The sequence below is a fragment of the Brochothrix sp. genome (assembly GCF_017549435.1).
Lineage (GTDB): Bacteria > Bacillota > Bacilli > Lactobacillales > Listeriaceae > Brochothrix > Brochothrix thermosphacta.
Genome location: NZ_JAFYUW010000141.1, coordinates 1 through 12,034 on the forward strand (window position 1 = coordinate 1; position 12,034 = coordinate 12,034).

The window sequence follows — 12,034 nt, forward strand, 5'->3', positions numbered from 1 at the left end:
GGCAGCTACTACTTCATTCGTAATAATATAATCTGCTGGAAATCCATACAATGCAGTTAATGCAACTGCAAATGCCATATTAGTGCTTATTTTAAGTATCTTCGCGGCAATAAACGAAAAGATATACATACCAATGACTCCGATCACAATAATTAAAACCATCGGACCCACTAATTCTTGTAACATTTTTGGTGTTGCATTTTTTATTCCATCAAAAATGAATAACATCAAACCCATGATGGCAAACCCTTGTCCGTTGGCTTTCTCAAGTGGTTTTGTTTCTAAAAAACCAAGTGAAGAAGCAATAACACCAAATAACAAACATAACACAAACGGACTCACTGTCAAAATTGGAGCTAATGCAGTTGATGCCAAGTAAGCCAAACAAGCAATGATTGCTAATCGAGCCAACTTAAAGAAATTGGTATTATATCTGATAGGTACTTTTGCGAATAATTTTGGCTGTTTATCGATTGTTTCACTAACAACATCAGATACATTTACTTCTGGCTTCCAACTTCCTTCACGATAATCCTTCAACAAACGTCGCCCTTCTTTTTTCAAAAAAATCGATGTTAACGGGTAACCCGCGAATCCTTGCATCACATATATTAAAATTGCTAATACGGACAAAGACGTTAAACCTGCCGTTTGTGCTGCTTCAGACATTATTAGTGCTGAAACAATACCTCCAACCAATGGTGGCCCTGCAACTAAAATTGTCTCCAGATCTAAGAACCAATATCCAATTGTAAAAAGTAATACTAACATACCGATAATACCACTTAATGAAATAACAATTGTTTTCCACTGATTTAGCAGCTCTTTAAACGATAATAAGGTTCCAAGATTTGTGATCAAAAGGTACATTAACATCACTGCTACGCCTCCAGAGATACCTGAAACTTCCACAATGTTTTTCGGAAAAAAAGTCCAATAACCGATTAAAAATAATAGTGCACTAATAAAAACTGATGAAACCCATGCTTTTGTTCTGACTGAAACAAGATCACCGATAAATAAAATCGTTACTAAAATCGCCAATGCTACTGGTTGTGCCATATGTCCACTTCCTCTTCTGAATTTTCTGAATATTCAACTTAAATAAGCTATGTCTATTACAGTACACAGTTATTCTATAAGTTGCAACGTTTATTTATATCATTTTAAATATGAGTGCATAAAAAAACAGTCCTATTATCTTTCAATAGGACTGTTTTTCACTACTTATTTTGATAAACCATCATGGATTTGTTTAATGTTCCATTCCATCATACTTAAATACGTATCACCAGGTTCACCTTTGTTCGCTAAGGAATCTGTAAAAAGTTTCCCCTCATGGATTGGTACGCCAGTTTCTTGCGATAGTGTTTTCATACTCTTATCATTAACACTTGTTTCAACAAACAAACTTGGTAACTTTAAATCCTTCGCTAAATCAACAATACGTGTTAACTGATCAGGTATTCCCTCATTTTCTGAATTAATTTCCCAGATATATTCCGCTCGTAAGCCATACGCTTGCGTGAAATATTTAAAGGCTCCTTCACTTGTGATAAGAATTGCTTTATCTTTTGGAATATCAGACATCTGTTTCTTCGCCTTTTTATCCACGACTTCTAATTTAGAAATATAAGCTGCTGCGTTCTTCTCATAATCAGCTCTATTATCAGGGTCTTTTTCTGATAATGTTTTTTCAATGTTTTGTATATATTTAATACCATTTTGGATTGATAACCACGCATGTGGGTCCTGCTCATTTTCTTGGCCTTTAGACTCTAGATGGATTGGGTCAATACCTTTTGAAACAGCAAAAGTAACTTTGTCCTCTTTATCTTTTTGTTGAGTGCTATCCAACAACTTCGTAAACCAACCATTTCCTGTCTCTAAGTTTAAACCATTATAAAATATCAACTCAGCCTTGGATGTTTTTGCGGTATCTGCTGGTAAAGGTTCATGTTCATGTGGATCTTGTGCAATCGGTACGAGACTGTGAACATCCACATGTTTTCCTCCAACTTGATTAACCATATCTTCTAAAATTGAATTTGTAACAACAATTGATAATTTGCCCTCATCGCTCTTTTTTTCATCTTTACCTGCACTTGTACCACAAGCCGTTAGCATGAGTAAAGCCGCAATCATTAACGTTACATAGATCTTTTTTTTATACAGAAATTTCATTGCTTTTTTTCCCCCTTTTTTTATTGGATTTGAAAGATAGTGTACTTTTCTTAGAAAAGATAAATGCTAGTATAAATAAAATGGTAGCACTCATTACAATTGTTGGTCCTGAAGCAAAGTTATTCACAAAACTAAAATATAAGCCACTAACAGAACTAACCATTCCGATGATTGTTGATAAAACAATCATATGACTCAACTTATTAGTTAATAAGTATGCCGTTGATGCGGGGATAACCAACATCGCTACTACAAGAATTACCCCAACAGTTTGTAAAGCTACGACCGTTACTAGTGTTAGTAAAACCATTAAAAAATAATGGATTACTTTTGTGTTTAAGCCATAACTTTTTGCAATTGTTTCATCGAAGGTACTGACAAACAGTTCCTTATAAAAAATAATCACCAATAACAATACCAGCATCGTAACTACCAATGTTATCCACATATCCACACGTTGCACAGCCAATATATTTCCGAATAATATGTGATAAAGATTGGTAGAACTTTTTGCCATTGTTACCAAAATCATACCGAGCGCTAAAAAAGAACTCAAAATAATACCGATTGCTGAATCATTTTTCAGCGGACTCTTATCACTAATAAATCCGATACCTAATGCTGCTAAAATACCGAAAATTGTTGAGCCAATTAAAAAGTTAATACCTAACATATACGAAATAGCGACACCTGGTAAAACCGCATGGGAAATGGCATCTCCCATTAATGACATCCCTCGTAAAACTACAAAACTACCGATAACACCCGAACTTATCCCTACCAATATAGATGTAATCAATGCTTGTTGTAAAAAATTATATTCTTTCACTGCTTCGATAAAAATAATGGTCCCCTCCTATACGTGAATTTCAATTCCATAGATTTTTTTCAATGATTGTGGTGTAAACAGCTCATCCACAGATCCAAATAACGTATAATCTGGATGTAACAGAATAACATCATCAAAATATTCTCTTACTTTTGTCAAATCATGGTGAACAATCACTACTGTTTTACCTGCTGCTTTAAGTTTACGAATACGCTTCATGATAATGCCCTCACTCACCATATCAACACCTGCAAAAGGTTCATCGAGTAAATAAATATCTGCTTCTTGAACCAATGCGCGTGCAATAACTACACGTTGTAATTGACCCCCTGATAACTCTGATATTTGTCTTTTGACAAATTCTGCCATTTCAACAGACTCTAAACTCTCAATGACTTTTTCTTTTTCCTTTTTACCTGGGCGTTTAAATAAACCCAATGATGGATAAGTTCCCATTAAAACCATATCGAATACTGTAATCGGGAATGTTAAATCAATTGATTGTCGCTGTGGTACATATGAGATGATATCTTTCTCATTATTTAAGGTGATTGTTCCAGTATCAGAAGGTATTAATTTCATAATAGCCTTTATAAATGTCGATTTACCAGCACCATTTGGTCCTAATACACCTGTTAGCTTTCCTGCTTTTATCGTTAAACTTACATCATTAAGCACCTGGTTATTACCGTATGAAACGGATAAATTTTTTATTTCCATAGCTCCTCCTTTGTTGTCTATAACTAATAATGTTTCCCTAGACCAACTTAATCAAAGTATACTTGAGAACACTTCCGCTTGTAAAGTGTTTTCTCTTATTAATTACGTTCCCTTTTATCGGAATAATCTGTTATTTCTATTTTATCTATTTACAGACTATTCTAAATATTGTATAGTATACAGAATACATTCGTTTCTTATACATTGTATGTGTTTAATGTATGAGGAAAATTCGATATTGGGGGAAATGACATGAAACTTAAATCTTGGAAGAAAAAAGGAACACTGGTAACATCTGTTGTTCTAACGGCTGTTATCTTAGGCGCATGTGGTAGCTCTGGGGCAAAAGATGACAAAAAATCAGAAACAGCTTCAAAAATTAAATTAAGTGCTCAAACAAACATCTCATATATGGATTCACGTCTTGCTACTGATGAATCAAGTATACAAACGCTTAATCAAACGAATGAAGGACTCTATACGTATGATTTAGAGGGTAAATTAATTCCAGCAGCTGCGAAAGAAAAAGCTCAAACAAACAAAGACAAAACTGTTTATACATTTACACTTCGTGATGATGCAAAATGGTCTAATGACAAGCCTGTAACAGCGGAAGATTTTGTTTATGCTTGGAAAAGCGCCGTTGATCCTAAAACAGGTTCACAATACTCATATCTTTATGATGGCGTTGTGAAAAACGCAACAGCCATTCTTGGTGGTAAGAAAGATCCTAAAGAATTAGGTATCAAAGCGGTTGATGATAAAAAAATTGAAGTCACTTTGGAAAAACCCGTACCTTACTTTGAGTCATTACTTGCGTTCTCTGTTTTCTTCCCATTAAATGAAGAGTTTGTAAAAGATCAAGGTGATAAATATGCAAAAAACAGTGAGCATATTCTGTTTAATGGGCCATATAAAATGAAAGATTGGGACCCAACTTCTGACTCATGGACACTTGTTAAAAATGATAAGTACTGGGATAAGAAAAATGTGAAAACAGATACTTTTGTTTATAACGTTATTGCTAACTCTGGTACAGGTGCAAACTTATTCGAAACTGGCGAATTAGATCGTGCTGAATTAACAGGTGATTTCGCTAAACAATACAAATCAAACGAGAATTTTGTGAGTACAGCAGGTGCTTTTATGTATTACATCAAATACAGCCAAAAAGTAGATGTTGCAAAAACTGGCCTTGATAATCTTAACTTGCGTAAAGCATTAAATGCTGCAATTGATAGCAAAGGCTTAACTGAACATGTCCTTTCTAACGGTTCAACACCTGCTGAAGGTATTGTTCCTGCTAACCTCGTAACAAATCCTGATACAGGTGCTGATTTCCGTAAAGATGCTAAACCAGTTATTAAATTTGATGCAACTGAAGCGAAAAAATTGTTAGAGCTTGCGAAAAAGGAAACAGGCAAATCAACATTTACAATTGAATTATTAAACGATGATGCTGATGGTAGTAAACCAACAGCCGAATACATTCAAGATCAATGGCAAAAAAACCTTCCTGGCGTAAAGGTATCGTTAAAAACATTACCTTATAAAAACAGACTTGAACTTAATGCCAGTGGTGATTTCCAAGCGCAATTAACACGTTGGGGACCAGATTATCAAGACCCTTCAACATACATTGACCTCTTTAAAACTGGTTCTTCATATAATATGATGGATTACAGCAACCCTAAATTTGATGATTTACTTGTTGAAGCTTCAACAACTCAAGCTACTAAACCATTAGAACGTTGGAACACTTATATTGAAGCTGAAAAAATTGCGATCAAAGATGACGCTGCTTCTGCACCACTTTATCAAAATGCAATTGCTTCTTTAGAAAATCCAAAACTTAAAAACTTTAAACGTTTCCCATATACTATGACTGCTTTAAAATATGTTTATCTTGAAAAATAAATAATTTTAATTTAAAAAAGACTAGCAAACAGAAATTGTTTGCTAGTCTTTTTGTATGCCACTATACATTATTTTTAATTAATACCTGTATTTTTAAATTACACACATTAATATTTTATAAAAAAACCGTTTACATTAACATTTTTCTGCTGTACGATTTAGTTAATCGTGACCTAAGGGGGAATTATTTATGGTAAAAAAAACGCATGTTTTTCGTCTCTTGCTAATTATTATTGCAAGCACTGCACTTCTAATGACTGCCTGCTCAAATACATCTGGAAAAGGCGAAGCTACTGAAGAAAAAATAACAAATGATACACCGATACATTTATCTACCCAAGTTCCTATCAGCACACTTGATCCTCGTCTCATTGCTGATAGATCGAGCATGGAACACCTCAATCAAACAAATGAAGGTTTGTATGCTTATAATGCTGAAGGGCAACTCACACCAGCGGCAGCTGCTGATTTCCCTAAAATAAATAAAGAGCGTACTATCTATACAATTCCAATCAGAAAAAATGGCATTTGGTCTAATGGTGATCCTGTCACAGCTCATGATTTTGAATATTCATGGAAAAGTGCCATTTCACCAAATTCTGGTTCACAACTCACTTATATGTTCGACGGTCTTTTGAAAAATGCAAATGCAATACTAAAAAACGAGGCTAAACCAGAAAGTTTAGGTGTAAAAGCTTTGGATGATTATACGCTTCAAGTAACGTTAGAACGTCCTGTTGCCTATTTTCCAAGACTGTTACCGTATACAATTTTCTATCCTATCAATGAAAAATACGCAAATAAACAAGGTGATAAATTCGGAACAGATGCTGAACATATTTTGTTCAATGGTCCCTATATCATTAAAGACTGGAAACAATCTGCAAACTCATGGCGTTATGAACAAAACAAAGATTATTGGAATAAAGATAGCGTAAAAACTGCTAACTTTACCTTTGATGTTGTTCCTGATTCTAATACTGGCGCCAATCTGTTTGAAGCAAAAAAACTTGATTATGTTGAATTGTCTAGCGACTTTGCTAAACAATATAAGGATAATAAAGATTTTGTTGCCTTTCCCGGTGATACAACCAAATTTATTCGGTTCAACCAAAAACATGACGTTAATACTAGCCACCTTGACAATACTGATTTACGGTTAGCTTTATCATTGGCAATTGATCGTGACATGTTGGTGAATAAAGTACTTGATAATGGTTCGACTGTAACAAAAGGCTTAGTACCTGCTGGTTTTGTTTCCAATCCTGTAACTAAAAAAGATTATCGCAAACAAGCACCTGATGTTGTTTTTTCTAATAATGAAGCTGCACAAGAACACTTTACAAAAGCAAAAAAAGCTTTGGCAAAACAAACCTTCTCTATCGAATTGTTAGTTGATGATAGTGATAATTCAAAAGTTGTTTCTGAATTTGTTAAAGAACAATGGGAGAAAAAACTTTCGGGTGTCAATGTTGAAATCAAACGTGTTCCTGCTAAATTACGACAAGAATTAGATGGAAAAGGCGATTATCAAGCACAATTAACTGGCTGGTCGCCAAACTATCAAGATCCACTGACTTATTTAGAAATATTCAAAAGCTCGTATCCTGGTGAATCAATGGGCTACAAAAATGAAAAATTCGATCAGTTAATTAACGATGTTGAGACTAAATTATATGATAATGAAACTGAACGTTGGAAAACAATGGTTGAAGCTGAAAAAGTAGCCATTGAAGAAAGTGCTGCTGTAGCGCCGCTATTCGTTAACTCCGTTACCGTTTTAAAAAACCCGGAATTGCAAGACTATAAATTACATCCCTATACGCTGTTAGCACTTCGTTATATGTATCTGGGTAAATAAGAAAATCCCCAAGAAGTTAGAGTGTTCATCTACTTCTTGGGGATTTATTTTTAATCTTTACGATGTATTAACCAATACAGTGGTAATCCTATTAAAACAATACCAATAGAAATTGCTACACCAACTAAATCAGCTGCAACTTGGCTCCAAATAATATAGACAGAGCCTAAGATTGCTACAATTGGTGTAAAAGGATACAGTGGCACTCGATAACTTAATTTAACGCCCTTATTACGTTTACGCATTATGAATACACCTATAAAAGCAAAAACATAAAATAGATAAATAACAAAAATACATATGACTGATAAATAATCAGCATCAAAGAATAACATCATTATAATTGAAAATAGCATAATTATTCCAATAGATACAATTGGTGTATTTGCTTTAGGATGTACATAAGCTAATTGTTTAGAGAATGGTAAATCATTTTCTTTTGCCATCGCATAAACAATACGAGGGAAAGTCATTATTTTACCATTTAAACAGCCTAATATTGAAATAATAATAGCGATATTAAGTAATTTCCCGCCGATATCACCAAATAACATTGTTGCAACAAAGGGAGCTGCTTTTTCACCTTCAGCGATAATCGTATCTGCAGGCAACATTTTATAAATTGCTAAGTTAATCATGATATAACAAAACATTACGACTAACAATCCAATAGTCATTGCTCTAGGCAATAATTTTTGTGGTTTTTTAAGTTCACCTGCCATGTTAGATAATAAAATCCAACCGTCATAGGCATACAATGTTGCTAAAATAGCCACACCAAAACTTCCAGTTGTAGTTGAAGTCGCCTGTGTTAAAACTTGACCTAGAGCCGCCTCGTCACCTTGTATTAATCCAAATACAATGATTGCAGCGATAGGAACCAATTTACAAACAGTTGTGATAATTTGGGCACTTGCACCATAACGTTTGTTAAGCATGTTTAAGAACATTACACTTACTGCTGCAATAATTGCAATCGGTATTTGCCATTGATCTCCTAGTCCGAAAAAATGAACCATTAATACTGCTAAATATAAACTTAACGATGCTATGATTGCAGGACCATAAATAATTATTTGCATCCAACCAGCCAAAAAGCCCCATACTTTACCATAAATATGGCTCATATAAATATAAAGACCACCTGTATATGGAAGTTGTGTACCAATTTCAGCAATTGTTAATCCAGCTGCGATTGTTAAAATCCCACCTGCCGCCCAAGCTGCTAATGCCATATTTGCACTTCCTACTTCACCTAATACAGAAGCAGGCTTAAAAAATACGCCTGAACCAATAATTGTACCAATAATTAGGGCTAGAGCAGACCATATCCCTAGTGTTGGTTTTAGTTCATTTTCTTTCATAGTTACCTCCACCTATTATTTTTGACTTGTAAAAAAACAATAGGTTGATTATATCATAGTTTGCACTGCCAAAGTATTTCCCTTTTATCCTTTTTATATGCAATTATTGCTAAAAGCGTTTTCGCTGTTGTGCAGAACCGATATGCAGCTGTGTACGGTACTTAGCAACCGTTCGACGTGAGATGACAATATCGCTTTTTTTCAAAAGATCCGTTATTTTCTGATCAGATAGCGGTTTTTTTGTATCCTCTTCTGCTATTATTACTTTAATCAATTCTTGAACCGTTTTATTCGAGATATTATTTTCCGAGACACCTTGAGTGAAAAATGAGCGCAATTCATAAATTCCAAAACTTGTTTCGAGATATTTATTATTAACTGTTCGACTAATTGTTGACTCATGCACGTCAATTTCTTTGGCCACATCCATAAATGTCATCGGTTGTAAGGGGTGATGTTCTTCGTTAAAAAAGGAGTGTTGTCTTTGCAGAATGGCTTCTGTCACTGCAGTTATTGTTGAAATACGTTTATCTAGCACTTGCTTAATCCAGTGATAGTCAGCTTGCTTTTGTTGCAAGTACTGTTGCACTTCACTTTCCGTTTCAGCCTTCATCGAGTCGAAATAGCTCGTATTGAATTGTACTTCCGGAATGCCTGAGTTGATTGGAATAATTTGCCATGCATCAGCAACTCTTGTAACCCGAACATCTGGTGATATATACAGATTTGTTTCTTCGTTAAATCGCTTTCCAGGATAGGGTGTGAGTGTTTTAATATAATCAGCAATTTTTTCAATTTCTTGTAGACTAATATTTTCAGAAATAGCAATTTTCTGCCATTTTTTTTGCGAGAACTCTTCAAAATGATTTTGAATGATTCTAAATGCGCTTTTAGGCGCGCGAATATCGCGATCGATTTGTAAACAAATACATTCACTCAATGACCTTGCACCTATACCGGCTGGATCCAGTTGTTGCAATAAGGTTAGCCCATTTTCAAACTCAACTTCAGTTGCATCGATACTATCACTTAACTCTTGATATGTAAATTTAAGGTAGCCGTTCTCATCTAAATTATCCACTAGAAACTGAACAATATCTCTTAACTTCATTTCGCGCATACTTAACATAACTTGTTCATGTAAAAATTGGGCTAAATTCTTTGTTTTTTCTGGAAGTTGTCCAATAACATCGTAATCATCACTTGTATTTTTATACTGTTCTTTATACGTTTCTTTAAATCTATTCTTATCCAACACACTCTTTTGGTCCACAACAATATCCAAAAATGGATTTTCTAATGCTTTATCTTCAAGATAAGCTGTCAGTTCCTCTTTTGTATATTGCAAAACCGCAATTGCTTGTGAGAGTTCTTGTGTCATTTTTATCGTTTGACGTTGCTCTTGGAGATGTTTATGTTCTAAATTCATAGCTCCTCCTTCACTGTTAAACAGAGTAGTATAATCCCATCGTAATTTTATATGTAGTAATTGTCAATAAAAAATGAAGGTCGCCATGTGCGCAACCTTCATTTTGTGTATAAAATATTATAACTTTTTTATCATTTGTTTAGACCATTTACGAGCTAATTGCAACTCTTTCATCTCTGTTTCAATTAACCCATTAACGTGCTCATTAATCTCATGAGCTAAAATGGATTTTTTATAATTAATCAATATCGTTGTGTATTGAACATAATTCGCATAAATATTAACTGCATCGTAGCGGCTAATCCACTTAATGGCACTTAATTTCACTTTAAAATGCATCATATACAAATGTTTGAACTCGATTGGTTCAACCATTAATTTATTGAACTCCAGTCTGCCTTTTTCTGTAATTTGATAATCTTTTTTACTTTTGTCATTACTTTCACGAACGATAGCCTCAATCAGTCCTACTTCTGACAATTCATGTATCAATGGATATAATACGCCCCAACTAATTTTTTTAAAAGGCCCTAATACATCATTAAGCACGCTTTTCAGCAGATAACCATGCATATCTTTTTCCATCAGTGTTCCTAAAATAAACAGTGTGTATATTTTTTTCATCGGCAACATTCCTCCTAAAACCACATACGTTTTATTGAGTCTGCGATTTTTAAATTTAAAATCATTTTGAAATGTGAAAAATACATTCCACCCATAATATGTTAAAATGAAGTGCCTTCACTATCCTCTCCTCTGGATAGATCGACTAGTTAACTAGTCTGATACTGTTTTACGTAATAATTACTTAAAATGATAACGCCGAAAAGAGATAGGAGCGATTTTACATGAAAAAAAACAATGTTATTGGATTTACTTCTTTAATTATATTACTAGTTATTGCTGGAACAATTTTTTATTCTTCTTCTCAACCATATGGGAAACAAACACTTATTCCTGTTTTAGAGACATCTCTGTCTACAAAACCCTTCGAAGATGTATTAATGAAGGTGGAATTTACTTACGGAAGTCAACCCGTTAGTATTGCTAAAGGGGGGTATTATCATTTCATTGAATTTTTTATTCGTAAAGCAGCACACTTTTCAATCTATTTTATTATGGGAATGATTTATATCTTAATTTTACATTCTTTCAGGGTTAAAAAGCAACTGATTTGGGTGTTATCTCCTATTACTTTAAGCCTGTTTGCAGTGACTGATGAATGGCACCAATCATTCACAGTAGATAGAACACCTCTTGTTTCTGACGTTATATTAGATAGCATTGGTGCTTTATTAGGTATACTATTAATGATTATTATCTTAAGAATCAGAAAAAAACGTCAACTTTCCTAGTATTTGAAAGACATGAAAACGGAAACAACCTGTTTGGTATTAAAGATATTGGAGAAAAATGAAGTAGGTTATCTATACCTAATGATTTTTTTGAAATAGCTGAAAATATCGGTTGTTGACGTTGGAGAAAAATCAGAATGATAACAACCTGTTTGGTATTAAAGATATTGGAGAAAAACTCACTCATTAAACATAAAATGAAAGTATCTTCAACCTTGTCAAAATAACGATTATTTAGAATACAAAAAAGAGGGCGTGTTAGATTAGGAATTTTAATTCCCACTCTAACACGCCCTCTTTTTTATCATTATGAACATTCACAAAAGAATACGTGTTCTGCTTCTGTTGCAAACAAGTTTTATAACAGTGGTAATA

Annotated in this window: 10 protein-coding genes; 3 read left to right on the top strand and 7 right to left on the bottom strand. The window is 33.9% G+C overall.

Features of this window, described 5'->3' with window-relative positions; translation table 11 throughout:
* The 4 genes from IKV95_RS09400 to IKV95_RS09415 form a co-directional block, all read right to left on the bottom strand.
* Nucleotides 1-1,062, bottom strand: a 1,062-nt coding sequence (locus IKV95_RS09400) for a DUF819 family protein (RefSeq protein ID WP_287451710.1), incomplete at its 3' end; no start/stop codon positions are given.
* Between the two features lie 165 nt (nucleotides 1,063-1,227).
* A complete protein-coding gene (locus IKV95_RS09405) occupies nucleotides 1,228-2,184 on the bottom strand; it encodes a metal ABC transporter substrate-binding protein (RefSeq protein WP_287451712.1) in 957 nt (318 codons plus the stop codon).
* Nucleotides 2,168-3,031, bottom strand: a complete 864-nt coding sequence (locus IKV95_RS09410; RefSeq protein WP_069125397.1) for a metal ABC transporter permease — start codon at nucleotides 3,029-3,031, stop codon at nucleotides 2,168-2,170. Before IKV95_RS09410 ends, IKV95_RS09405 begins: the two co-directional genes overlap by 17 nt.
* Before the next feature lie 9 nt (nucleotides 3,032-3,040).
* Nucleotides 3,041-3,733 (bottom strand): metal ABC transporter ATP-binding protein, encoded by a 693-nt coding sequence (locus IKV95_RS09415; RefSeq protein WP_029091712.1) that lies wholly within the window; start codon nucleotides 3,731-3,733, stop codon nucleotides 3,041-3,043.
* A gap of 252 nt (nucleotides 3,734-3,985) precedes the next feature.
* Here IKV95_RS09415 and IKV95_RS09420 point away from each other — a divergent pair, with 252 nt between their 5' ends.
* Together IKV95_RS09420 and IKV95_RS09425 are read left to right on the top strand one after the other, a co-directional pair.
* Nucleotides 3,986-5,650, top strand: coding sequence for a peptide ABC transporter substrate-binding protein (locus IKV95_RS09420; protein ID WP_287451714.1), 1,665 nt, complete (start codon nucleotides 3,986-3,988; stop codon nucleotides 5,648-5,650).
* Between the two features lie 190 nt (nucleotides 5,651-5,840).
* Nucleotides 5,841-7,511: a peptide ABC transporter substrate-binding protein gene (locus IKV95_RS09425; protein WP_287451716.1), complete on the top strand. Its 1,671-nt coding sequence runs from the start codon at nucleotides 5,841-5,843 to the stop codon at nucleotides 7,509-7,511.
* 50 nt (nucleotides 7,512-7,561) lie between these two features.
* On the opposite strand, the gene IKV95_RS09430 is transcribed toward IKV95_RS09425, so the two are convergent.
* The 3 genes from IKV95_RS09430 to IKV95_RS09440 all read right to left on the bottom strand — a co-directional run bounded on the left by IKV95_RS09430 (nucleotide 7,562) and on the right by IKV95_RS09440 (nucleotide 10,928).
* Nucleotides 7,562-8,875, bottom strand: coding sequence for an APC family permease (locus IKV95_RS09430; protein ID WP_287451718.1), 1,314 nt, complete (start codon nucleotides 8,873-8,875; stop codon nucleotides 7,562-7,564).
* A 109-nt stretch (nucleotides 8,876-8,984) separates the two neighbouring features.
* The gene (gene rpoN / locus IKV95_RS09435; RefSeq protein ID WP_029091709.1) at nucleotides 8,985-10,304 is read right to left on the bottom strand and encodes an RNA polymerase factor sigma-54; all 1,320 of its coding nucleotides are present in this window, start codon (nucleotides 10,302-10,304) and stop codon (nucleotides 8,985-8,987) included.
* A 117-nt stretch (nucleotides 10,305-10,421) separates the two neighbouring features.
* A complete protein-coding gene (locus IKV95_RS09440) occupies nucleotides 10,422-10,928 on the bottom strand; it encodes a PadR family transcriptional regulator (RefSeq protein WP_069125391.1) in 507 nt (168 codons plus the stop codon).
* Between the two features lie 224 nt (nucleotides 10,929-11,152).
* Between IKV95_RS09440 and IKV95_RS09445 the strand changes: the two genes are divergently transcribed.
* The gene (locus IKV95_RS09445) at nucleotides 11,153-11,659 is read left to right on the top strand and encodes a VanZ family protein (protein ID WP_029091708.1); all 507 of its coding nucleotides are present in this window, start codon (nucleotides 11,153-11,155) and stop codon (nucleotides 11,657-11,659) included.
* Nucleotides 11,660-12,034 lie beyond the last annotated feature (375 nt).

Coding starts and splice junctions, on each gene's coding strand:
- IKV95_RS09405 (WP_287451712.1), bottom strand. CDS start 2,184: ATGAAATTTCTGTATAAAAAAAAGATCTATGTAACGTTAATGATTGCG.
- IKV95_RS09415 (WP_029091712.1), bottom strand. CDS start 3,733: ATGGAAATAAAAAATTTATCCGTTTCATACGGTAATAACCAGGTGCTT.
- IKV95_RS09420 (WP_287451714.1), top strand. CDS start 3,986: ATGAAACTTAAATCTTGGAAGAAAAAAGGAACACTGGTAACATCTGTT.
- IKV95_RS09425 (WP_287451716.1), top strand. CDS start 5,841: ATGGTAAAAAAAACGCATGTTTTTCGTCTCTTGCTAATTATTATTGCA.
- IKV95_RS09430 (WP_287451718.1), bottom strand. CDS start 8,875: ATGAAAGAAAATGAACTAAAACCAACACTAGGGATATGGTCTGCTCTA.
- rpoN (WP_029091709.1), bottom strand. CDS start 10,304: ATGAATTTAGAACATAAACATCTCCAAGAGCAACGTCAAACGATAAAA.
- IKV95_RS09440 (WP_069125391.1), bottom strand. CDS start 10,928: ATGAAAAAAATATACACACTGTTTATTTTAGGAACACTGATGGAAAAA.
- IKV95_RS09445 (WP_029091708.1), top strand. CDS start 11,153: ATGAAAAAAAACAATGTTATTGGATTTACTTCTTTAATTATATTACTA.